The sequence below is a fragment of the Paenibacillus phyllosphaerae genome (genome assembly GCF_014192105.1).
Taxonomy (GTDB): Bacteria; Bacillota; Bacilli; order Paenibacillales; family Paenibacillaceae; genus Paenibacillus_Z; species Paenibacillus_Z phyllosphaerae.
In genome coordinates this window covers 85890-110463 of record NZ_JACHXK010000008.1, presented here as the reverse complement: position 1 = coordinate 110463, position 24574 = coordinate 85890, and the positions used below count along the sequence as shown (strand labels likewise).

Annotated in this window: 20 protein-coding genes; 2 read left to right on the top strand and 18 right to left on the bottom strand. The window is 53.7% G+C overall.

The annotated features are described in order from the left end of the window. Positions 1–37: 37 nt before the first annotated feature. From FHS18_RS18215 to FHS18_RS18145, 16 genes are all read right to left on the bottom strand, one after another. Entirely contained in the window at positions 38–1447 is a 1410-nt protein-coding gene (locus FHS18_RS18215; RefSeq protein WP_183601524.1) for a HEAT repeat domain-containing protein, read from the bottom strand. 219 nt (positions 1448–1666) lie between these two features. Further along, on the bottom strand, positions 1667–2917 hold the full coding sequence (locus tag FHS18_RS18210) for an RICIN domain-containing protein (protein WP_183601523.1): 1251 nt from the start codon (positions 2915–2917) through the stop codon (positions 1667–1669). 451 nt (positions 2918–3368) lie between these two features. Beyond that, on the bottom strand, positions 3369–3515 hold the full coding sequence (locus tag FHS18_RS18205; protein ID WP_183601522.1) for a hypothetical protein: 147 nt from the start codon (positions 3513–3515) through the stop codon (positions 3369–3371). A 175-nt stretch (positions 3516–3690) separates the two neighbouring features. Then, the gene (locus FHS18_RS35200; protein ID WP_183601521.1) at positions 3691–5817 is read right to left on the bottom strand and encodes a methyl-accepting chemotaxis protein; all 2127 of its coding nucleotides are present in this window, start codon (positions 5815–5817) and stop codon (positions 3691–3693) included. Positions 5818–6028: 211 nt separating this feature from the next. Beyond that, the gene (locus tag FHS18_RS18195; RefSeq protein WP_183601520.1) at positions 6029–6922 is read right to left on the bottom strand and encodes an ABC transporter permease subunit; all 894 of its coding nucleotides are present in this window, start codon (positions 6920–6922) and stop codon (positions 6029–6031) included. A 16-nt stretch (positions 6923–6938) separates the two neighbouring features. Next, a complete protein-coding gene (locus FHS18_RS18190) occupies positions 6939–7829 on the bottom strand; it encodes an ABC transporter permease (protein ID WP_183601519.1) in 891 nt (296 codons plus the stop codon). An 11-nt stretch (positions 7830–7840) separates the two neighbouring features. Next, complete coding sequence (locus FHS18_RS18185) at positions 7841–9565, bottom strand: extracellular solute-binding protein (RefSeq protein WP_183601518.1); 1725 nt, start codon at positions 9563–9565, stop codon at positions 7841–7843. Between the two features lie 135 nt (positions 9566–9700). After that, entirely contained in the window at positions 9701–11095 is a 1395-nt protein-coding gene (locus FHS18_RS18180) for a response regulator (protein WP_183601517.1), read from the bottom strand. Next, the gene (locus FHS18_RS18175) at positions 11092–12843 is read right to left on the bottom strand and encodes a sensor histidine kinase (protein ID WP_183601516.1); all 1752 of its coding nucleotides are present in this window, start codon (positions 12841–12843) and stop codon (positions 11092–11094) included. The genes FHS18_RS18180 and FHS18_RS18175 overlap by 4 nt, the downstream gene beginning before the upstream one ends. 262 nt (positions 12844–13105) lie before the next feature. After that, positions 13106–13825 carry a 3-ketoacyl-ACP reductase gene (locus tag FHS18_RS18170; protein WP_183601515.1) on the bottom strand — a complete coding sequence of 240 codons (720 nt, stop codon included), beginning with the start codon at positions 13823–13825 and terminating at the stop codon, positions 13106–13108. A gap of 225 nt (positions 13826–14050) precedes the next feature. Then, entirely contained in the window at positions 14051–14974 is a 924-nt protein-coding gene (locus FHS18_RS18165; RefSeq protein ID WP_183601514.1) for a DMT family transporter, read from the bottom strand. 380 nt (positions 14975–15354) lie between these two features. Continuing rightward, positions 15355–15540: a hypothetical protein gene (locus FHS18_RS18160; protein WP_183601513.1), complete on the bottom strand. Its 186-nt coding sequence runs from the start codon at positions 15538–15540 to the stop codon at positions 15355–15357. Positions 15541–15630: 90 nt separating this feature from the next. Next, complete coding sequence (locus FHS18_RS18155) at positions 15631–16173, bottom strand: hypothetical protein (protein WP_183601512.1); 543 nt, start codon at positions 16171–16173, stop codon at positions 15631–15633. A 51-nt stretch (positions 16174–16224) separates the two neighbouring features. Next, the gene (locus tag FHS18_RS18150) at positions 16225–17133 is read right to left on the bottom strand and encodes an NAD(P)/FAD-dependent oxidoreductase (RefSeq protein ID WP_183601511.1); all 909 of its coding nucleotides are present in this window, start codon (positions 17131–17133) and stop codon (positions 16225–16227) included. A 118-nt stretch (positions 17134–17251) separates the two neighbouring features. Next, positions 17252–17425 (bottom strand): hypothetical protein, encoded by a 174-nt coding sequence (locus tag FHS18_RS34430; protein ID WP_246427747.1) that lies wholly within the window; start codon positions 17423–17425, stop codon positions 17252–17254. Between the two features lie 105 nt (positions 17426–17530). Continuing rightward, positions 17531–19132, bottom strand: a complete 1602-nt coding sequence (locus FHS18_RS18145; protein WP_246427746.1) for a beta-L-arabinofuranosidase domain-containing protein — start codon at positions 19130–19132, stop codon at positions 17531–17533. Positions 19133–19379: 247 nt separating this feature from the next. Here FHS18_RS18145 and FHS18_RS18140 point away from each other — a divergent pair, with 247 nt between their 5' ends. Continuing rightward, a complete protein-coding gene (locus FHS18_RS18140) occupies positions 19380–20237 on the top strand; it encodes a helix-turn-helix transcriptional regulator (RefSeq protein WP_183601510.1) in 858 nt (285 codons plus the stop codon). Positions 20238–20350: 113 nt separating this feature from the next. Next, the gene (locus tag FHS18_RS18135) at positions 20351–20821 is read left to right on the top strand and encodes a DinB family protein (RefSeq protein ID WP_183601509.1); all 471 of its coding nucleotides are present in this window, start codon (positions 20351–20353) and stop codon (positions 20819–20821) included. Between the two features lie 152 nt (positions 20822–20973). On the opposite strand, the gene FHS18_RS18130 is transcribed toward FHS18_RS18135, so the two are convergent. Both FHS18_RS18130 and FHS18_RS18125 read right to left on the bottom strand, forming a co-directional pair. Then, positions 20974–22506, bottom strand: coding sequence for a right-handed parallel beta-helix repeat-containing protein (locus FHS18_RS18130; protein ID WP_183601632.1), 1533 nt, complete (start codon positions 22504–22506; stop codon positions 20974–20976). A 361-nt stretch (positions 22507–22867) separates the two neighbouring features. Then, positions 22868–24562: a hypothetical protein gene (locus FHS18_RS18125; RefSeq protein WP_183601508.1), complete on the bottom strand. Its 1695-nt coding sequence runs from the start codon at positions 24560–24562 to the stop codon at positions 22868–22870. Between the last annotated feature and the right edge of the window lie 12 nt (positions 24563–24574).

Below are 24574 nucleotides of genomic sequence, written 5' to 3'. Positions count from 1 at the left end.
GGATGCTGCATCCGCGAACAGAGACGTTTTGCCGTATTTAAGGATAGAACGTATTCGCCGGCGTCGTGGTCGGACACCATCTTGCATTGAAGAGCGCTTTGATCAAAATATCTTTGGCCTGCTCGCTGCCGATGTAACGGAGCGCTTCATGCGCGTGGGCGCGAACGTAACGGTTCTCGTCCTCCATGGCTTCCGCCAGGTAAGGAACGGCCGCTTCGGCGCCTTGACCGACCTGAGCCAACGCGAGCCCTGCCGTGAATCGAACTTGGGCAACCGGATCCTGCATCGCCCGGATTAGCGAAGACACCGCTTCGTCACTGGCTTCGCCGATCAACCCGAAGGCCTCTACAACAGCCAAACGAACGATCTCGGAAGGATGAGACATCAATCCTGCAAGTTCTTTAAGGGCAGGCTGCACCGAAGCGCCGAGTTCGCCTAACGCGAATGCAGCATGGGCAGCGGTTTCCGGCCGAGTGTCGTGCAGCGCCGAGCGAAGCACTTGGGCAGCTTCCGATCCGGATACGGACAAGCCGTAAGCCGCCAAACGGGATACGTCCAGCCGCTCGTCATGCAAGGCTTGCGCTAATGCGGCAACACCTTGTTGCCCGCAGCGAGCGAGTTCGTAGGCAGCGTTCAATTGAACGGGTTCGAACGTATCGCGCAGCTGTTCCTGCAATTCCTCGATCTCGGAGATGGACGGCGTTCGCGTGCCAGCGAGGCTTCCAGCTCTGCCGCTTAACCAATTCCACGTGTCCTCCCACATGGCGTCATGACTTGCGATCGGCAGCTGGAGATCGGCTGGCGGCGTCCACGTTGCTGCCGCGTTATTCCATGACGGGGCTTGCGGGACTTGCGTGCGCATAAATTCGAACTTCAGCATATAACGGGATTGTCCGCGCACATTCGCGGTCGAGCGATGCCAGATGTCGTAATGAATGAGAGCGAATGTCCCGGCCTTGCCGCTTGCATAAGCCTCGCCTTCCGTTTCATCCGATTCGAACGTGCGCGTCTCGTAGTTCTGCGTCCCCGGCATTACGCCCGTCGGCCCCAATTCGAGCGGCGTATCCTGCGGGAAATACATGATCATCGCCCACCATGGATGATGGTTGCGCATACGCGAGTAGCCCCAATAGCTGTCCTTGTGCCAGCCGCCGGGGACCGGCTGCGCGTTATAGTGTCCATGCCGATGGGCATGAAGCATATAATCCTGCCCCAGTACGCTCGTGAGCGCTCCCGTTATCGTCGGATGGTCGAAGAGCTGCTGCACTTCGCGGATGCGGGGCAGCAGGTTGTTGCCGGGATTACCCTCCTCAGCATAGATCGTCCCCAGTTGTTCCGTAAGCCGTTGGTGGAACGCCTCCGGGAAATCGGCATTCAGAATGAGAAATCCATTCGTAATAAAGCTGCGGATCTGTTCATCGTTCAAGAGAATTGGTTGTTGGCTCACGTATAACGCCTCCTAGAATGCGATCGAGTTGCTTACAAACCGATTATAAGAAAAGCGCTCCCAAGACAACATACACGATCCTAAGCGAACACTTGGATAAAACTAACTCCGGCTTTGGCGATGCGTACATAGGCGATCAACCGACTCACCATAAACCGGATTAACAGAAAACGGCCGATTCCATTGGAATCGACCGTCTGCTGCGCATGTTTCAACCGCTTATAGTTTCACGAACGTCCACTTCTGCGCGCCGCTTCCGTTATCCGTCCAGATCTGCACGTTCGTGCCGTCTGTTGTACCGGAGCCGGAGACGTCCAACGCCTTAGCGCTGTTCACGTTAATCAGCTTGAACGACCCGTCCCCGTTCTGCACGATATTCCATTTCTGCGCGCCGTTGCCCAGATCATTCCATACTTGCACGTTCGTCCCGTCAGCCGTTCCCGATCCGGCTACATCGAGCGCATGCCCGTTGTTGACGCTGATCAGCTTGTAAGAGCCGTCGGCATTTTGGTAGAGCGTCCATTTTTGCGCATTCGTCCCGTTATCTGTCCATTGCTGTACGTTCGTACCCGGCGCTGTACCTGCGGATTGGACGTCCAACGCCTTGCCGCTGCCCACGTTGATCAGCTTATACGTTCCGCCCGACACGATCGGGCCGGAGGACGGCGGCGCTACTCCGTCTTGGTAGACGCGCACGTAGTCGACGTACATTTTGGCCGGGAAAGGCGTGGCACTATTCGGGGAGCCTGGCCAGTTGCCGCCAACCGCCATATTAAGCAGCAGGAAATGCTCCTTGTGGAACTCCTCCGTGGAATTCACGTTATTGGCGATATTCGCTTCCCTGAATTGTACGCCGTCGATGAACCATTTGATCGCCGATGGGGTCCACTCGATCGAATAGACGTGGTACTGGGTGACGTCAACGGCATGGCTAGCTCCGCCGTAAGTAGCATGGCCGTTCACATCCCAGTGGATATAGCCGTGCGTATTGCCCTCGCTGTTGACATGCTCCATGATGTCGATCTCACCGCTCTTCGGCCAGCCGACAGTGTTGATATCGGAGCCCAACGTCCAGAACGCCGGCCACAGCCCTTGACCGACAGGCATCTTAATGCGAGCCTCGATCCGGCCGTACTTGAAGCTCTTCTTCCCTTGCGTCTTCAGTCTGGCAGACGTATAATTCATACCGCCATACGACTCTTTTCTCGCTTCGATAACGAGATTGCCGTTCTCGATCCGGGCATTCTCCGCACGGTTCGTGTAATACTCCAGCTCGTTGTTGCCCCACCCGCCGCTGCCCGTTCCGGTCTCGAAGCTCCAGTTATTCGCGTCGATTGAAGTACCGTTGAACTCGTCGCTCCAGACCAGGTTATAAGCCGCATTAGCGGTCGCCATCGGCAATAAGGCGCCGAGCATTGCGAAGATCAATGTTATGGCATACAGTTTCCTTCCCTTGAACACTTGAATCATGAATACCCTCCTCACGGAAAACGATTTCAATTCGTTGTTCGCCAAAGAAGCATGGTTTCAATTTCGCGCTGTTGAAGCGCTTACAGATTGCCGTAAACTTCACAACCGTCAGAACGAAACTTTCTCTTCCCAGCTTTCAACCGATCGATTACTCGGTGGTTCATCACGCTCCTTCCTTAAGATGATCATGCTCTCAAGCTTACGGCATTCAGGTAATTTCTTACATCCGTTTGCCGCGCCCTTATCTTATCAGCTAATGGAACGATTCAAAATGGCCATTTTTTTGTGATTGATGCCACTATTTTGTGCAGATTTCCGCTCCCCGCAATTCTGTTCTTTTAAACGAAAAAAAGCCGCAATTATGCGACTAATAGTTTCCGTGACGGTCAGTTATCTCTTTCCCTGGTTCTCTATCGGACGGTGATTAGACGGAAGGCTCGCAGAGCGATAATTAATCTGCATTATTATTAGCGTTATTTTCGGTTTGCGTATTCGCGTTATTATTGGCATTGTTATTCGAATCCGTATTGGCGTTGCAAGCGCTGATCATCAACATGGCCGCTAATACCGTTACCATCATCGTTAAACGTTTCTTCATTTCAATCCCCTCCGCTTTCCTGTCATTGATTGTAAAATAGCTTACTTCGTATACCATACCCCAAATTCGCGGCATTGAAGCTGGAATAGATGATATCGTCCTATTCAAGTGTAAAACAAAAAATAGACAACCGATCGCATGCAACCGGCTGTCCTACTTTACAATATGCTACTTTCTATTCAACCTTGAACTTCCCTACCATCTGCTTGAGCTGATCGGCCAGCGCATTCAGGTCAGCCGCAGCCTTCGAGACTTCTTCCATCGTGGCCAGCTGCTCCTCGGAGGTCGCGGACATCTCTTGGGTCTTGCCTGCGGAAGTTTGCGAGATTTCAACCATGTTCTGCATCGAGGCCGTTACTTCCTCGGTTCCAGCTGAGATCTGCTGCGCGGAAGATGTAATCTCTTGGATCTGACCGGCTACCTCATGGACGGATGCGGCGATCTTCCCGAACACGACGCCGGTTTCTTGAATGATCGATGTGCCGGCCTCTACTTCGCGATAACCGCCATCCATCGCCGACACCGCTTCGCGGACGGAAGCTTGGATCTGCCCGATGATCGACGCGATCTCTTCTGTCGATTTCTGCGACTGCTCGGCCAGCTTCTTCACTTCGCTGGCCACGACCGCGAAGCCCTTGCCATGCTCGCCCGCCCGTGCCGCTTCGATGGAAGCGTTGAGCGACAACAGATTGGTCTGCTGCGCGATGCCGCTGATGACTTCGATAATAGCCTCGACTTTCTTGGAATGCTCCCCTAGCGAATGGATCACCTTTGAGGTCTGACGGCTGGATTCATGAATCGTGTTCATCTGGCGAATGGCTTGATCGATCGCCCCGCCGCCCTCTCTTGCTTGCTTCTCTGCCGCAGCCGAGTTCTCGGATACATCGGAAGCGTATTCCGCAATGCGTTGAATACCGACGGACATCTCTTCCATTGCACGGCCCGTTTCCTCAGCACCTTTCAGCTGGGACTCCATGCCGGAGGCGATCTGCTGAATGCCGTTTGCGTTCTCGACGCTTACCGCCACCGTCTCATCCGCCGCTACTCGCAATTGGCCGGAAGCGGCAGCGACCTGCTCGGAGACTTCTACGGAAGTTCGCAGCATCGCTCTCATCGATTGGGACATTTGGTTGAACGAATCGCCGACGATGGCCAATTCGTCCTTCGTATCCAGCCTCAACTGCACGGTCATATCGCCTGCAGCCATTGCGGATGCCCCATTGGCGAGATTCGATACCGTACGCTTTACGGTTTGCGAGAATGCGACGAACAAATAGAGGAGAATGAGAAGCGTTACGACGAGAATGACGACGAATAGCTGAATCTGGCTGTTCAGCTGGTCAATGCGAGTGTCGTACATCTCATTGAGCACCGTGATATGTTGATCGAGAAGCTTGAAAGCCGCATCGATCGCCGCTGTCGTAATCGTCATATATTCATCGGCAGTGATCGTGATGTTCTCGTTGGAAAGCATCGTTGCATCCATCTGTTCCAGGAAGTGATTGATGGATGTATTCATCGCGTCCACTTCGCTTTGCAGCACGGCTTGATTGTCCCCGGTCAATCCTGCCTGCTCGAAGCTTTGATTAACGCTAGCCAAAGTCGTCTTTATCGTACCTGCCATAGGGAAGAGCTGTTCTTTCTCGCCAGGCGCAAAGGTGCCGCGCGTGACGGCCGCAACTCCCATTCCGCGGGCTTTGCCGATCGTTTCCGTCAGTTGCGGAATATTGAATACGATATTGTCGACCAAATAGTAACGCTCCAGATTCGTGGCGAGCGTAAGCTTGAACCGGTCCGCAGAAGTACCGATATAGGTCAGAATCTCTTCGATAAGCGCTACATGTTTCTCAAAGCTTTCTGGCGTCGTGTAGCGGTTTACGTTTCCCTTGATCTCAGTCCATTGTTTCAGCATGGATTCCAGCTCCTCAGGAGCGTAGAAACCGCTGGCATAGCCGCTCGATGCGGCTTCAATCGAAACCACGAATGCGTCCGCTTCGGCTTGTTTGGCAGATAGTTGTTGTTCTGCCGCGCTATCGCCGCTGATGACCTTGCTGGCGAGCGCGCGGTGTTGCTGCACGCTCCGCAGCAGTCCCTTAATTTCCTGAATATACGCGAGACCGTCTTTGCGTTGTTTGGCATCACTTGCTTCACCCATATAAGTGTTAAGCAGCATATAGCCGAAAGTGGACAACGACAACAGAATGATCAATCCGATCAAGATGAACTTCTGCGTATATTTCAGCGCATTCAGCAATCGAGCCGCAGGACTTAGGACAATATCCAATAACTTATTGATCTTCACTTCTTTCTTCCTCCTGGTGTAATTAAAGTATGGTTATTAATTCATCGTCCATATACCGCGAATATGTTAGGTATAGACATTTGGAAATTAAAGTGAAATAAAAAAAGATTCGCAGCCGCGCGGCTACGAATCCTTTGCCTTTCTTGCATGTATGTTTTTGCGTTTACGGCAAACACTGTCAATATTCTTCAGGCATTCGCCAACTTTATTGCTACTCCTTCACCGACCCAAGCGTGATGCCATGGATGAAGAACCGTTGGATGAACGGATAGATAATCAGAATCGGGATCATCGAGACGATGATCTTCGCGGCATTGAATGTGCGATTGGACACGGCCATCGCTGCGGCGAGCTCATCCGGCGACATGCTCGTCATCGCTTGCGCGCTGATCTGCGTCACGAGGGTCTGAATATACGTTTGCAGCGGATAATGATCCTGTTTGCTCATAAGCACGAGCCCATCGAAGAAAGAGTTCCAGTGAAACACGATGCTGAACAGCGTTACGGTTGCAATCGACGGCAGCGATAACGGAATATAAAGCCGGATCATGACATACCACGGACCAGCGCCGTCGATCTCGGCCGCTTCGTTCAGCTCCTTTGGCAGATTGCGGAAGAAGTTCATGAGCAAGATGACATTGAACACCTGTACGGCGTGCGGCAGCACAAGCGCCCAGATCGAATCGAGCAGGCCGTAGGTTTTGATCGTCATGAACCAAGGGATAACGCCTCCATTGAACAGCATCGTGAAGACGAGGAACCACATGTACACGTTGCGCATCGGGAATTGCTTGGCATCCTTCGATAAGGCGAACGCCATCATAATCGTCAGCACGAAATTAATAAGTCCGCCGAGCAACACCCGCTCCACCGAGATCAGGAACGCCTTGAAAAATTGCCCGTCGTCGAGTACCTTCGCATAGCTCGCCGTCGTCGCTTTGATCGGCGTAAGGAACACTCTGCCCGCGTCAGCTGCCGTCTTATCGCTGAATGAGACGGCGACCGTATGGAGCAGCGGGATCAAACAGGCGATCGTAATGAGGAACAAGGCAGCGAGTATCGATCCGTCGATGATCCGGTTCCGGACGCTGTTGTAACCTACCACAAGCAGTCACCTCCCATTAGAATATCCGGTAGCCCGCGAATCTGCTGGCCAGTACATAGGATAGAACGACAAGGATAAAGCTGACGACGGACTTGAGCAAGCCGACCGCTGTTCCAAGGCTGTACTGCAGATCGTTCAGTCCGACCCGGTATACATAGGTGTCGATAATATCGGCCGACTGATAGACGAGCGGATTGTACATATTAAAAATCTGGTCAAAATTCGCATTCATGACGTTGCCGAGCGCTAGCGTCGCAAGCAGGATCACCGTCGTTTTCACGCCGGGTAGCGTAACATGCCACAGCTGCTTGAACCGCGAAGCGCCGTCCATGCTCGCCGCCTCATAGAGCGCGGGGTTGATGCCGGTCAGCGCCGCCAAGTAGACGATCGCGTTAAATCCGAACTCTTTCCACACATCCGTCGCGACGATGATCGCCGGGAACCAGCTGTTGCTCGCATAGAACAAGACCGGATCGATCCCGAACAAGCCCAAGGCTTGATTGACGATCCCCTCTAGCGAGAAGACGTCGAAGAAGATCGTGGCTAGCAGGACCCAAGAGATAAAGTGCGGCAAATATACGATAGTCTGGATCGACTTGCGCAAGAACCGGACCCGCACCTCATTGAGCAGCAGCGCGAAGACGAGCGGCACGATCAGATTCGCGATGATCTTGAGCACCGCCAGGAAAATCGTATTGAAGAAGATCAGCCGGCTGTCCGGCAGCTCCATCAAATACTGAAAGTTTTCAAGCCCAATCCACTCCGAGCCGGAAATTCCCCGGCCCGGCTTGAAGTTCTGGAACGCGATGACGGCATACCCCATCGGAACGACGCTGAAGAGAAGCAGCAATATAATTCCGGGCAGTACCATCGCATGATAATGCAGCGCGTTTTTGCGAGTATACATAGGTCACCGCCTTATTTGCCGCTTGCGATCTCAGCGACTTCCTTCGTAATTTGCTCGCCGCCCAGCTTATTCCACTGCGCCACGAAATCATCGAAAGCCGATACGGGCAGATCGCCGACAATGATTTTCAAGAACGTCTCATTCTCCAATTTCTCGAGCGTCGTCCACTTCGTCTCCATCGTGCGCGTCATGCCGTAGAAGACGCTGTACACCTTCTCCATCTCCGTCTGGAAGAGAACGCCGCCGCCCAGCTCATACGCTTTGGCCGCTTTCCACGCGTCCATATTTTTCTTCGGATTCTCCTTCTCGGCTAACGAGAAATCGTAGACGAGTTTCGTATCCGGATCGAACGTATTCGGGTCGATCTCGCCTCTTATCGCCTTCTGCACGTTGTCGTAACGCTGAACGACCGCATCCGAGTAGTCGAGCAGGAGATCGAACGGATAGAAGTTACGTACATGTACACCAGTCTCCGCCGCAAAATCGTCCAGCTTCTTCACTTCTTCCGCGTTCGGATCTTGCCTGCGCTCCAACCGCGTGAAGGCATTAAGCAGCTTCACGACCGCTTCCGGATGCTCATAGCCTTTGCGCACGACCAGATAACGGTCGGTGACCGGCGCCATGTGCGTCACGAACTTCCCGCTTTCGTCCGTCGGTGCTGCGTACGCTTTCCAGTCTGCTTTCGTGTCATTGACGACCGAATCCGCGAGCGGCCAGTACGGCATCCACCATGGGCCGAAGAACAGGCCTGTCTTGTTCGCGACGATCGGCTCCTGCGTTTCTTTGTACAACGCGAACTGCGGATCGATTATGCCTCGCTTGTACCAATCGGCCAGCAACTCCAACGCTTCCTTGTTCTCCGGCTGGATGGAACCGTACACGACATTGCCCGATGCGTCCTTAATCCAGTTTTTCGGGAAGGCATGGAAAGCGCTGAAGATCGTGTCGAATCCGTTCGGGTTCGGTTTCTGGCCGAACACGACCATTTTGTCGCCGGTCAGACCGACGGTGTCCTTCTTGCCGTTGCCGTCCGGATCTTGATTCGCGAACGCGTCGGCAATCTTCTCCAGATCGGCTATCGTCTTCGGCGGCGTAAGCTTCAGCTTATCCAGCCAATCTTGTCGAATCCAGAGCAGCGACGGCGCATCCGCCTCGATCGCGACGTTAGGCAGGCCATACAGCTTATCATCCACCGAAGCGTCGGCCAGCGCCAGCCCATCCGTCGAATCATACATATCTTTGACTAGCTGCGAACCGTACTTCTCGTACACCTCGGTCAAATCTTCGATCATGTCATTATCGACCAGTTTCCGAAGCTGGTTGCGGTCCACGACGAGCGCGTCCGGAAGGTCGTTACTGGCAATCGCCAGATTCACCTTCTGCTTAAAAGGATCCTCGCCCTTCGCCTCCCACGTATGTCCCACTTTGATGCCCGTCACGCTCTCCAGATAGCGGGAGACGATGTTGTTGTCGTTCGTCTCTCCTTCCGGAAGCTTGTCGTCCGGAGCGCGGAACCCGATATTAACCGTGATCGGTTCCGTTACTTTTTCATAAGCAAGATCATCGCCGGTTTTGGCCGGTTCGTTCGCGTTTCCTTCTCCTGCATTAGACTGATTGGCAGCGGCGCCGTTGTTGCTCCCGGTGCTATCCGTTTCATTATTGCTACCGCCGTTCGAGCAAGCGCTTAGCGCCATAACGAGCACCATCGATGAAGCCATCCACATTTTTGCTTTCATGATATCCCCCGCTTCCGAATTCGTTGCCGTTGTTTACGCTTTCATTGTATCGAAATAGGTGTCAGGAACGAGAGCGAAAACCGCATGCTCCTGCAAGGCGGCTGTCGTCAAAAATCAAACCATATTCGCCTTCCGTTAAACCAAATTCCCACCTCGCGAGCGGAATTCGGTCGGCAAGAGCCCTACACGGTCGCGGAACAGCTTGCTGAAATATTTGTCATCGTCGAATCCGGCGAGCGATGCAACGCTATATATCGGGTCATCGGTTTCCAGCAGCAGTCTCTTCGCATGCTCGATCCGCATGCTGCGAAGCGTCTCGCCGAATGACTCGCCCGCGAAACGCGAGAAGCATTGGCTGAAGTAACTTCGGCTCATCCCGACGTGCGAGGCAACGTCATGCTGATTGATCCGGGTGCCGACCTGTACACGCATATACTGGACCGCGCTAAGCAGTGACAGCATCACTTCCTTGGACAAGCCCAGTTCCACCATGCGCCGTTGCGCGCAATCGGCGAATCTACGCAGCCACTGCTGGAAGTCCGGCCATGTTCGGATACGTGGGATTAACGAAGACAACTCGCCCCGCTCCGCTGCTGTAATCAGCAGCCCATGCCATTCGCGGCATAGCTGTTCAGCCGCCAAGGCCAGACTTGCCGGAGCAGGACGCTCCGATTCGATCCGTTCGAGAAGCTGGCGCAAATCCCGTGACGATAATGCCCAGATCATCCGCTCGTTCAGCTGAGATCCTTCTTTCGCGCTTATGCTCGTCTTCTGGTTACGCAAAGCCTCATAGCCGATTGTCTGCATGCCTTCACTAGACCCGTCTACATAGTACAAGGCGTCTTCGATCCCTTCCGTGAATGCTCGCTCCATATCGGCTACGGATTCACCAGCAACGCCTACGACTTGTGCCGCTCGCCATTCCTTAAGCTCGTCCAACTCCTGCAGCCATTGCGCCGTACGTTCAGACTCCAGTATAGGGACCAGCCAATAGATCCCGGCTTTCTCCATGCGGATGCTCTGGGGGATGCCCGGCAGCCGATACAGCTCGCCGCTGTCGGAGCGATCCGAATTCGGGATGAAGACGAGTGTGCGATCCGTTGCCCATCCGCCTTCCGCGTCATCCTCTTCCGCCTTGCGGCTGCCTTGCTCCCATCGGAATCGCTCCACGATCCGGCTCATCACTTCTGCGGTGCTCTCGAGCTCGAATAACGTTTTCACGATATAATCGATGGCGCCCAGCCGGAGCGCCTCTTGGACGTAATCGAACTCATGATGACAGGTCAGCACGACGGTTTGAACGCGCGGAAACTGCCGTCTGACTTGTTTCATCAGCTCGAAGCCCGACTGGCCCGGCATCGTAATATCGGTGAACAACAGATCGACCGGGGTTTGCGCCAACACCGACAGCGCGGATTTCGCGTCAGCGGCCTCACCGACAATGAGGATCCCGTATCGTTCCCAGTCAATCATCGAGATGAATCCTTTGCGGACGAGCTTCTCGTCATCTACAACAATGGCACGTATCATTCCAGATGCTCCTTCCCTCTAATCGGCAGCTCGATGCGCACTTTCGTCCCAACTCCCGGCTGGCTTCGGATCGCTATTGCGGCCTCCTCGCCATAGTAGCGCTTGAGCAGCCGGCTCACATATGACAGCCCAATGCCAAGTCCGCGCCTTGCCCCCTTGTTATCGTCCTCCAACAATTGCGCCGCCTCCTCTTCGGTCATTCCGCTGCCGTTATCCATCACGTTGACTTCCATCCGCTGGGTGCCGGACGTACGGATCGATACCGTGACGCGGCTCGTCTGCTCGCTGCTGCCATGATAGATCGCATTCTCGACCAACGGCTGAAGCAAGAATCGCGGAATCGCCGTATTGAGCAGATGCTTGTCTGCTTCCACATCGAAATCGAATTCATAGTCGTACCGTACCCGCTGCAGCTCCATGTAATTGTGCAGCGCCTCGAGCTCCTCTTGAAGCGTGACAATCAAGCTTTGCTTCCCGAGGTTGTAATGAAGGACTTTCACTAGCAGCGTGACGAGCTTGTCGATCTCCTTCTGCCCGTTCATCCGGGCGAGCCATTGCACCGAATTGAGCGTATTGTGCAGAAAATGCGGATTGATCTGACTGAGCAGCTTCTCGATTTCCAGCTGGCTCTTCTGCTTCTCATTGTGCTCGGCCGCATCGATCAGCTCGTTCACCTTTGACTTCATCTCCTGGAAGTTCATGAGCAGCAGATCGAACTCTTCAATGCGGGTTAACGTCACAGGCGCCGTCCGGTTCTCCGCCATCCGGACGATCTCGATATTCACCTTCCGCAGCGGGCGATACACTTTGCGCCAGATGAGCATGGCGATCAGGCCGGCGAAGAGCAGCATGGCGAAAGTGAGCAGGACCATTTTGGAATACCAGAGCCGAAGCTCGCTGTTGAACGTCGATTTCTTCACCGCGGTGATGAGCTCCCAGCCCTGCTCGCTTTTGTAACGGAACAGATGATAGCCTCCGAACTCCTCATGCAGCAACGAAGCATCCTGCCAGCTTGGCTGGCTGAGCGGAATCGGGGCTTCGTCATTCTCGACGTACGCGATCTCTCCGTGCTCGTTGATGAGCAGATGCGAGACTTCGACGCCATAGGACTCGGGATTAAGAATTTTGCGGAACAAATTGTAGTTGGATTCGAGATACACATAGACCTTATGGTTCTCGGAGACGCGAACCGGGCGTACGGAGGAGAACACGATATTCTCGCTGTAGTTGTACATCGTCCGGTGCGGCCCGCTGTAAGTCGCGCCATTGTACTTGACGAAAGGCCTTAGCTTGTCTATCGCAAAGTTCGGATTCACGCTCAGGTTCGAGAAGAGGACGGGATCTCCTTCCGCTGCCGGCATCACATAGGCGGTCAAGCCGAGATAGGGGTTCGTAAAGTTGACGAGGTTCATCTTCTCGTTGATCCGCGTCATGATTTCGGATTTTTTGTAAATCTGGGTCTCGCTTAAGAAGGCGGAGACCTCATCGACCATCTGCCCGTCAAGCGCGAACTGTTTGGAGGCAAAATCCAAGTTGCTGATCAAATTCTCTAGCGCGGCTGCTTCTTGCTTTAGGCTGGCGCTTATTCCGCTTTGAATCTTGTTCGTTAGAATCGAATAGATTGAGGTGTACGTAATGATGCCGACGAGCGCAAGCGGCAGCAGGCAGGCAATCATCAGGTACATGACGAGCGTGCGGCGCAGCGATCGCGATCCCAATCTTCGCCGGATGTGCAGTTGTCCCTGCATAAATACCTCCTTCTTCGGTGCAGCCATACGACGGCGAGTCAATTGCAAGCGCTTACCGATCATATTGGGCCGTGTATGTTTGTCTGATGTGGTGAATTATAACATACCGTTAGGCGAACGTAAGCCCGACTATGGAACGATCCCGCGCCTTCCCCGCCGGCCGCACGGCATTAAAAAAAGGACAACCTCTCGCCTGTCGGCGATAAGGTTGTCCTTCTGTCGGTAACAGCTATGGCTTATGTTTACTTAACGATTCCGTGGCTTATTGCGGATTCGTCGTCCAGATGCCGGCCATCTTGACGAACACCCGCGCAGGCAATTTCAAGGCAGCCAAGATCAGCTCGGCCACATCTTCCGGCTGCATCATTCTGTCCTCGTTGCCGATCGGCAGTCCCGCATTCACCGCCAGTTCCGTGTTCACGGTGCTCGGGGTCAGTGCGGTAACGCGAATGTTCGACTTCCGCACCTCCTGCATGAGCGCTTCGGTCAGCCCCATCACCGCAAACTTCGATGCACAGTAAGCCGAACCCGTCGCGAATCCGCTAAGTCCTGCAGTCGAGGCGACGTTAATAATGGCGCCGCTGTTCTGCTCCAACATGGTCGGCAGCGCTGCGCGCGTCACATAGTACGTCCCCATCAGGTTGACGTTGATGATGCGCTCCCATTGCTCCGGCTCCATGTCGACGAGCTTGCCGAAGGAGGCAATGCCTGCATTGTTGATCAGGATATCGACCCGGCCGAGCTGACCGATCAGCCCCGCTACCGCTTGGTCGACCTGCCCTTTGTCCGATACGTCGGCTGTCGCATAGTACACGTTCACATTATGGGAGGATAGCTCGTCCTTCAGCGCAGCCAGGTCTGCTTCGCTTCTTGCGATCAATCCGAGATGCACGCCTTCTTTCGCGAGCGCGATCGCGGTGGATTTGCCGATCCCTTTGCCTGCTCCAGTGATGATTGCCGTTTGATGTTGTAATGCCGTCATTCCATTCACTCCTTTGACCATAACAAGCTGTAATTCCTCAACCAGTGTAGCATAATGCGGCCCCGGTTCCAAAATTGCCCACGACCATACACTTCATCGATCGTATTCGATCGGAGGTATGCCCGTCACCGTCTGTTGGCCTCAAAGCAAAAAGCCTCAAATCCCTTGAATCGGATTCGAAGCTATCTAAATCAACCTGTGGAAGGCCGTATTCGTTGCACCCTTCTAGTTCAGCTCTTGCAAAGGCGGATGCGCGTTTACTTTGCGTCTCTCCATGCTAATCCAGATCAGTCCGGCGGCCATGAACAGCGCGCCTACGAGCTGGGAGCCTGCGATAGTCTCGTCGAACCAGAAGTACCCGGCAATCATCGCGGACGCAGGAACCACGTAACGGAAGAAGTTCGCGCGCGTAGCCCCGATTTTGTACATGCTCGCATTCCATACCACGAAGGCAAATACGGTGCTGACGAGCACATTGAACATAATGGCCATATAACTATCCGTGCCAAGCTCCGTCCAAGCGACCTTCCCCCAAGAGCCCATCGTGAACGGAACCATGAATAAGCTGCCGAACAGAATCATCCACGTGGAGACGCGAAGCGCCGAATACTGCTTCATCAGCGGCATGCAGACCACGTTATACAACGCGCCGATCATGCTGACCCCGAGAGCAAGCAAGTTGCCGACCATGTGATCCGATCCCAGATTCAAGCCTTCTTCGCCGCCAAGGATGATGAGGCAGACGCCCACTAGCGCCGCGATGCCGCCGACAACCAGCCTCGAAGAGATCGCTTCCCGGATGAACAACGGACCGAATAGCGCGGCAAAAATCGGCCAAGGCGCTACATTAAGCAGCGAAGCATTGGCAAGCGTCGTATATTTGATCGAGTACATGACCGCAATCTCGAGTCCCGTAATGCCCACCAAACCGATTGCCGCTAGCTGCAACGCTGCCTTTAACGGGATTCCGATGCTTCCCTCCGTCAGCTTCAGCAGCAGGAAGAAGAACGGCACTGCCAGCCCGAATCGCAAAAACGTGAAAAGTATCGGATCGAATGTATCCATCGCATACCGGGAAATGCCGAAATTGGCTCCCCAAATGGCGGAGACCGTAACCAGCCCCGCATAGCTCAACCATTTTTTGTCCATCTTCCCATCCCGCCCTATTCCTTATCTCTTATGGACTTATGACACCGCGTACTGCTTGCAACATCATACCATGGAAAGCCGTCCGCGAGCCGTAAAATATTCAAGATGGGAAATGTAATAATTGTGTTTGGAATCAAGGGCTATATAAGTTGAACTGAAGATTCGAACAAAGAATGGCTACGCAAGAGTGATTGGACTTCCGATCGCTGTTGTTCACGGATTACTTGGATAGGAAGTTTATTGGTGTAATCCGTTCACAAAGGCGAACGCTGGCGCTTCTCCAGCTCCATCTCTCCCGCTCCGCCACTAGGTTCGGTTTTCCAGTTCAAGTTATATAGATATAAAAAAGAGAGCCGAACCGTGGTTCGCTCTCTAGCGTCTCAGTGCACCCGGGAACTCATGCAGTACAGGTACAGCTTTTCGATTTCCTCATCCGACATGTGAGCAAACCCTTTCGTAGCGACAGCCTTGAAAATAACCTCTGCCATGGTGATGTTGCTCTTATGCATGATGGTGATGGCTTCGATCATCTTCGCGCGACTCACTTTCATACGGGAAAGACCCATGATCCAACTCCTTATCACTTGTCAGTTAACTTATGAGACCGTAAGTTAATCCTATTCTGACGAGTTGCGAATCATGACCGGTTAATGCCATTAATGAACGGTCTGCTCTGTTACCTCTTCGGTTGAGGTCTTCGCCACCATGATTTTATAGGTGTTCGGCTTCTCGGCCCCGACCTGACCGACCCCTTTGGAGGTGTAGGCGATAAAAGCATGCGCCTTCAGCTCGCCGTAAGCCTCGCCATCGCTTGCTGCGGCATGGATGAACAGTTGCATGGAATCGAGGTTCTGATTCTTAAATTCGTTCATCACGGCTTTCGTGACGACCTCGTAGTTCGGTTCATTGGTCACGACTCTAACCTGCTTTTGCTCTGTATTGTCGAACTTTTTATCTTCAACGACTGTGTAGTTAGACGCAGTTGTTTCAGCAGTAGAGGTTGCGCTTGGTTTCTCTTCAACACTCGAACAGGCCGACAGTAATACAAGACCGGCGAGCATGATGAGACCGAATAGATGGATAGACTTTTTCAACTGGATGACCCCCATATTCTTTATCACCCATTGAATATACCATAATTGTCCTGCCGTTAACCATTGGCGTCCGCTGCGCAATGGTTCTAACGGTAACCGTTTCATACGGTCGCCCCTCGCATCTCTTTCGCTTTGCTAGAATCCGTCCACGCTCAACTACACGGACTGCCATTCTTCTTCGGTGAAATCGGCCATGACGGCCATCGCCGCTTTGCTCCCTGACGCTGCGGCATAGATCAATTGGGAAGGCATCACGTAGGCCGAATCTCCTGCCGCATACACGCCAGCTGTCGTTGTTCTTCCGATCTCATCGGTCACGATCCCGCCGCTTGCGGTTGTCTCATACCCAAGCGCTTCCTCGAACCGGACATGCGGAATGAGAGCCGGATCAATAAATCCTCCGCTGCGCGCTACCTGCGTACCATCCGTAAAGTGCACCTGCTGCAAAATACCTTGCTGGCCAGTCAGCCTTTGTATCGGAGTATCCACCACGGTAATTCCTTTATCTGCAAGCTGCTGGCGTTGTTCGGCGTTCAGAATATCGCTCCCATTGGTGCACACGACGAGGTCCCGGCTCCAGTTGAGCAGCAGACGGATCTTGTGGAACACGTGCGGATTGTCCGAGATCACGGCGAGCGGTTGATCCCGAAGTTCCCAGCCATCGCAGAACGGACAGTTGAATAGGCTCTTTCCATAAAATTCGCGAATACCTTCAATCTCGGGCAGCACCTCTTTCAATCCTGCGGCCAAAATTACCTTACGTGCTTGCACCTGCTCACCTGTGGACGTTATCAGCTCAAACTGCCCGTTTGCCTGCCCAATATCGGTTACCGCCGCCATGACATGCCGCACCGAGGGGTAACGCAACACTTCTTCATACCCGATACGCCGGAATTCGCCTGGCGTAATGCCATCCCTTGTAATGAACCCGTGCGAAGCGTGCGTAATGCCGTTCCTTGGCTCGCTGTTATCGATCAGCGCCACGCGCTTCCGCGCTCTTCCTAATACCAATGCTGCATTCAATCCTGCCGGACCTCCTCCGACAATGGCTACGTCATATTGCATAGGATCAGCTCCTTTAATTGCGGATATTATGAGTCTATAATAACTACGTTATAGATGGCTGTCAACCAAAAGAACCCCACGGTAATAACCATGAGGTTCACGCCTATCGCCTTATTTGTTATAAATGATGCCTCGCTTCCAGCGCATGGCCAATAACCGGGAATTCGCCGATCCTCAGTTTGGCTCCGCCGTATGGCACGAGCGTAAGTTCGTTGACCGGCTGTCCCTCCGTATTGGGATGAAGCGGCGGCGTGCCCGCACTGTTCCCTTCGAGCTTCCAGTCCCGAATCAATTGACCTTTGGTTTTGAGATGAACCGGCGAGTTCGTTGCGTCGAAAGGCTGCCGTCCAATGTCCCCATAACCGACCTGGAACTCATGATCGGCGAGCAGTCCGTATTACCAAGGGGACTGCGGGTAGATCTCCCAATCATGGAAGCGAGCGCGAGGCTTCACGAGCTGCCAATTCTCCTTGACGGGAAGCGCGTACACGAGCGGACCTCGCTCTACGCTGACGGCGAGCAGATTGCGCGTCACCGTTCTCACCGTCATAGGCAGATGTAAGGTTAACTTATCGCCATCCTTCCATTCCCTGACGACCTTGGCATAACCGTTCGCAGCATGAAGTTCCAGCTTCTCGCCGTTAATGGACAGTACGGGAGCTTCGCACCATGCCGGAATCCGCATGGAAATGCCGAATTCAACCTTCTCGCTTAGCTGAATCGCCATCTCGACCGATTCACGGAACGGATAACCGCCGCTTACCGTAATTTCGGCCTGTGCGTTTCCAGCGCCTACCTTGGCGTTTATGATCGAAGGCGCATAAGATACGGCTGCCAGACCGCCATCGCGGTCCTTCATCCACAGATGGGAGACGAATTTCGGCCAACCTTGATGCATATTCGCGGTACAGCAGCCGAAATTCGGTTCGAGTCCGAACAGATTCGCATCCGCCGAATTGCTCCAATTTCGAGGGGCCACGTTGCACATGACCTGATTCACCTGCTGATCGTACTGATGCGATGTCCAGTCTTTGGCAATCGTCGCGGGTAGCGCATTGAACGCCACATGTTCAAGGATATCGCCGAATCTTCCCTCGCCGAATATGCGGGTCAGCTGCTCGAGCGAGAACATATATTCGACAACCGCGCACAGTTCCACGCCTTGGCTAGGATGCGTGCCGGACAACCATTCATCGCCGGAGAACATGCCATGAGCTTGGCCATGGTACGTCATTAAGCTATCGATTCCGCGATGGATGGCGGCTCGTTCCCTTTCGTCTCCGGTTAACGCATACCTCACCGCCGGCGCTTTGGTACCCATAGCTACGTTAACGACATGCGTCTTCCAGTCCCATTGCTCCACCTTGCGCCAGAATGGAAAATCATGAAATACGCGGGTCCAGTCCGTCGTCTGCTGCGCGATGATCTCCGCCAATTCCAGCAAGAATGGTTCTTGCGTTCGTTCATGCAGCCATTCGATCGACAGCAACATCTCCATGCCGCGCGCTTGTGCCCAGCCTTTGAGCGGCTTCTCGACGATATTCCGATGGACGTATCGGAAGTAGCGGGACAAGAACGGCTCGACTCTTGCATCCTGAGATGCTTCCGCATATTGAGTCAGCACCTTCAGCATGATCATGTAATGCCACCAATCGTATTCCCGACTCACATCGTTGTTCACGGTCTCGATCCGCTCCGGGCCGAAAGATCCGTCTTCGCGCTGGCTGGCGAGCGACCATTCCACCCAGCGGTTCGCCTTGACGATTAACGCTTCATCCTCCAGCAGATAAGCTAGCGGCAGCAAACCGTCCACATAGTAAGGACCGCGTTCCCAACTCTCCCCTGTGCCGCCTATCCATCCGTTATTCGGTCCGACATCCGCCCAATGCTCTTCCAGATGGCCGGTTAAACCATCGGCTTGAATGCGTAATTGGTCATGCAGCCAGCCCGCCGGCTTAATCGCCCCGAGCGGCAATGCTTGGAAAGCCGTATGCTTCATGATATTGACCTCACTCCTCTATTTCTCAGGAAGAAACGTGCTGCCCCTTCAAGTCGGCGAAATCCGTTTCACCTTCGGTAGTGGTATAACCTTCCACTCGAATATAACCTTGTCTGTGCGGTTTAGCCGATAGCCGATATCACTCATTAGTAATACGATCACAACTTATCGTTCGAAGTTGGCCCCTCCCAAACACGCCGTTATTCGTTATAATTAAGCCAGAAGAATCATTCCAGGAGGTATCCGAATGATACAATTCCTCTCTCCGCCTTTGCCCCATTTCATCTGCTGCGGGGAAGATACGTATCCGATTGGCGGCCGTCACCCGGACCGCTCTTCAATTGGCGTATTCGACCTGTTGGTCGTGACTCGCGGCTGCCTGCACCTGAGCGAGGACCCGCTTTCGTTAACCGTGCCAGCGGGTTCGTTCGCGCTTCTGAGACCTGACCGCTTCCACCGGACAGCGCTGCCTTGCGAGGAGGAGACGCATTTCTACTGGCTCCATTTCCACACGTTAGGCCAGTGGAAAGAGGTAGACGAACGTCCGGACGCAATCAATGAAGGGTCCAAAGATGCCTTTCAGACGCAGACGGTCCATCAATTTGCCCATTACTTGCCTCAGACCGGGAAGATGACGTTCCCGGAAGCTGCTTACGGATGGCTAAGGGAACTTCTGGACCTTGAGGACGAAACGACGGTCGCTTCGCAATGGCGGCAGCAAATCCTGTTTCAAGAGCTGTTGCTCTGCCTCCAACAAGCAGCCAAATTGCCGGCGAGTAGCTCGTATATTTCCGTAGCGGACGAGGCATCCGCTTACCTGCGCCGCAATTATAAAACGGCGGTGTCGTATAAAGCGATGGCCGAAGAGCTGCATTTTCACGCCAATTATATCTCGCTCTGCATGAAACGGGCTTATGGCTGTACGCCGCTTGAATATTTGGCCACTTATCGAATTGAGCAAGCGAAGCGTCTGCTGATCGATACGAACGAGACCATCGGCCGGATCGCGGAAGAGACAGGCTTCGGCACATTCTCGTATTTCATCCGCAGCTTCAACCGTTTAGCCGGCTGCACGCCGAAGGAGTTCCGGACAAGATACCGTTAGCGGCGAACGAAAATGTCTATCTAACTGACTTGGAACCCGCATACAGTCGTGGTACGATGAGGAAAATGATACCGACCATGTCGATAATGGAGTATTGGAGGAGGCCGTCAATTATGCAAACGATTCAACGTATGTTCACCCATCTCGAATGGGCCAACCGTCAGCTGCTCGCTTCGCTGCAAGCCGCTCAAGCAGATGAAGCCGGCAAGGCTGCTACGTTATTCTGGCATATCCTGCAGGCTGAGCGCGTCTGGCTGATTCGCCTTAACGGCAACAGCAGCGAAGGAATCAAGATATGGGAAGACCGGGCTGATCTTGCAGCCTGTTCGGAGCTAATCGAAGCTAACAGCAGCGGCTATAAGGCCTGGTTGGACGCCTTGCCCGAAGCTGAATTGGATCGGGTAATCGATTATCGCAGCCAGGCCGGCGCGCCTTTCCAGACATCCGTGCGGGATATTCTCATACACGTCGCCTTGCATGGCCAATACCACCGGGGACAGATCAACACGGCATTGCGCGCTGGCGGTTTCCCTCCGGCTGCCCTGGATTATATCTTGTATTCGCGGCTGCTCGATCAAGTCTAACGGTGTGGAGTCATCAATAGATTGGACCCTTCAGATCCTCGTCGACAATTCATAGAATTTTAGAATTATAGCAGTAATAGACGTTCTTCTTCCGACACAAAAAAAAATCGCCGCTCCGCTTGCCGGAGGGCGATTTCTTCAATGTCTGACTTTTACTCGTCCGCGCCAATATTAACCTTGGCACCTTGTATGCGCTTGTTCCCATCAATGTCCAGCGTGTTCGCGATCGACTTATGCGCCGTTCCTGCATCTATGGCAGGCGAATTCTTCTGCAAGTGAAGGTTGGCGATTCGCGCATTCACGAACTTCGGATCGATGAATAGGGAATGCTTGTCATTCCCAGTCGCCTTCCGATAAGCCTCGAGTCCGGTGTACTCCTTATTCTTCCACGTCCAGAACGAGTCGGCTTTCCCAGCCGGACTGAAGTACAAATTATAGTCGACGACATTACCGGTGTTGCTCGTATATTCGTTATAGATGAATACATCCGATTGTCCGGCATGAATAATATTGTTCATGATGACGTTATTGCGCGCGTTATTCTGGAGCAGCATCTGCCCGCTGCCATCGTTCAAGGTGTTATTGTTGTAAAGCGTATTATTGATAATGACGCTCCCTACGGTCGACCCGCGGTCCTCGTCGTATCCGCCCATTGCAATTCCCGTATAGCGATTGCTGTACACGACGTTGCTGCGCACCGTGATTCCGCTAGTTGCTTTACCATAATGTTCGCTCGCCAGTTCGATCCCGATATCGTTGCCGAAGCTGTAATTGCGCTCAATGACGCTATCTTTGCCGCCATCGACATAGATACCGCCGGCGGAATAGCTTTTGTTCGGCAAGGTTCGGCCGTAAGACGGATTATAATTGGCCGTTATGTTGTATACTTTGTTGCCTCTCACGATCCCGTTGCGCACCTGGTCATATCGTTCATCGGGCGATACGCCTTCGAACCCGATCAGGTCAATGCCTATATTGTCGCTGTCATGGACACTGTTGTTGGTAACCGAGAACGTATCTACATTGCCATTGATGGCGAGCGCTTCACTGGATCCGAGGACCAGACCATACAGCTCGTTCCCGTCAATGGTCAGTCTCCGAATAGCATCGGGCGCTTCATTACCATAGACGGCAATGCCATGCGCATCTCGCCCGGCCAGATCGCGATCGACGGCAACCGTATGCTTGATCGCGTACACCTTATTGCCCGCGATCTTGATATCCGTTCCGGAACCATAGACGAAGATGCCGATCGGCATTTGCTCCTTCTTCGCAGTCGTGAAATTCCGGATGACCAGGCCTTGGATCGTAATGTAGCTGGCATCATCGATCTCGATCAGCCCTTCCTGGCCATTGACCGCGAGCCCCGTACCGTCGAGCACCGCCGTCTCCTTCGGATAATTGGCGAACGTAATCGCACCGCCGCTTTTCGAACCGGAGCGCGAAATCTTCAGCTTCTGCTTATACACGCCGCCCCGAACATAGACCGTGCTGCCAGGTTGAACCGTATCCGCCGCGTACTGCAATGTTTTCCATGGCGATTGCTTCGTGCCGGCATTCGAATCCTTACCGGTCGGAGCTACATAATAGGCCTTCGCCGCAGCGTTGGCGGAAGGTGCTTCTATTCGATTCGCGACCGTCAATAACGCGGCCGCGGCAATACCGCCGACCATGAGTTTTTTCATCCAATTGTGCATAGTTAATCCTCTCGATGTCAGGTAGTTGATGGCGGAATTTCTCGCCAAATTGATTTCGTATGGGCAACCCGCATCCGGAACGCTCACTCTTACGGCGAACGACGATTCCATGCCGCGACTCATTCTCCACCACCTACGAATTTTCTTACTCATAGATTCTGGATCACAACCGCAATTTCCTTCCTCTCTTCGAAATGCATCTTAAGGAATGGTCGGCTGATTAAGAACGTTTCCATATGCATATGCAGCACATGGTCGTCGAACTCACTATTGCTTAAGAACATAGAAAAAGAGGCAAGCTGCTTCGCTTGCCACCTATGTATTCGCTTATTCCGTTCTATCATGCAAACTAATCGTCGCTCCGTTCCACCTGCAGTCGGAAGCTCATTCGCTGAGCGGATTGAGCCGGCCGATAGGGATAAACGATCTCGATACGTTCTCCCAATTCGCGAACGAACGGCGCCGGCGCCTCGGCTTCGAGCGAGCAGCGCAAACCAGGGAATATCCACTCCCCGCCCCGCACGTCCGCAGAACCAAGGTTCGGCCCTTGTACCTCGAAAAACACTTCGATCTCCATATCCGTCTCGATCTGTATCTCGACGTTAAGATGCCCTTCGCTCGCGTGGGCCTCATACAAGAATCCCCGCGTATGCTTGCTCCAATGCTCGCCTGCAAGACGCCGCAACAGACGGATCGAGTATCGCTCGCCGTTCGCGGCACGCCAATGAACGGTTGCCGGATGCAGCTGCCCGCTCGTATTGCGGCTGCCGGATAAGGCGCCGATCATCAGATCCTCGCCGATCCACGCTTCCGTCGTGCATAGGTTCGAGTTGCTGCCGGGCAGGTCCCATTCGACCAGTTCGCGGAATTGCTTCGCGACAAAGCGGTTCTGTCTATGTTCGCGCAATAGGGGCAGGACGTCGTCCGGTACGTCTACGCCGACAAGCGCGATGATCGGGTCATGCTCCGACTCGCAGTTCACGGCCGTCATATGCTCATATCCGGCACCAAGCGCCAAGTAGACGAATACGCCTAATGAGCTGTGCGCGACCATCTCCATCTCGTACGCCCGCGAGAATGGTCCGGACACATTCTCCAGATTGGCGTTGTAGAATAAGGCCAGGTTGCGCCAAAGTCCGTGCTCCACGGCGAGGCCGATCTTCCGGAACGATGCCGTACGCCCGTAACGGCGCCACATGCCGAGCACGGCGAGATCGACGCCGTAATAGGTTGCCGAGTTGTATTCGGCGAATGAATCGAACTCCTCGTAGGCATGCAAGAACCGTTCCGCTTCTTCCTCTGCATGCCGTTGCCAATCTTCGCGTCCGAATCGATGTCCATAATAATGCGCGATGAACATATGCATCAGCTCGATGTTCGTATTCATCGCTATGGATTGGGATCGCCGGCGTTCGATCGAAGCAGCAACGGCCATCTCCATCGAGGAATCCATGCGCCTAACCGTCTCGGACGGGAGCGCGTCTTCGAAATGTTCGAGCACGAGCGCGAATGTGCAAGCGATGAACTCCCTCCAATTCGGATCGTAACTCCTCCATATTGGAGGCAGCACGGAATCCGCCGCTTCCTGGAATATACGCTTCGCCGTCGTTCTTCCCTCGGGGCCATTGAGCGCAAGCAGGTCCTTCGCTTGCACCAAGAACGTATCGAAGATGGAATCCAGCGTCTCCGGAAGCGAATAGGCTATGCTAGGCGGGAAAGCCCCCCACGCCATGCGCCCCGCCGGAGGCGATGCAGCTTCCGGCGAAGCCCGGAATGTGGCGTGATAGATCTCGCCCGGCGCAATCAGCTGCGTGTCGAGGACTCGTTCAATCGCTACGACGGCGCGTTCCCGGTCTCCCGGAGCATTCCTGAGCAGCAAACCAAGCACGTAATGCGCACTCGCCCGCGTCGAATGATAAGCGCCGCTTTCGTCTTTTAATAATCCCATTCCCGCGTTGTAGTGCCGATCCATATAGGCCATTGATTGCGTAACGAGAAACTGCTGTTCTTGCGTCATATCGTCCCATGGATGTTGTCGTACCATTGTGCGTTATGC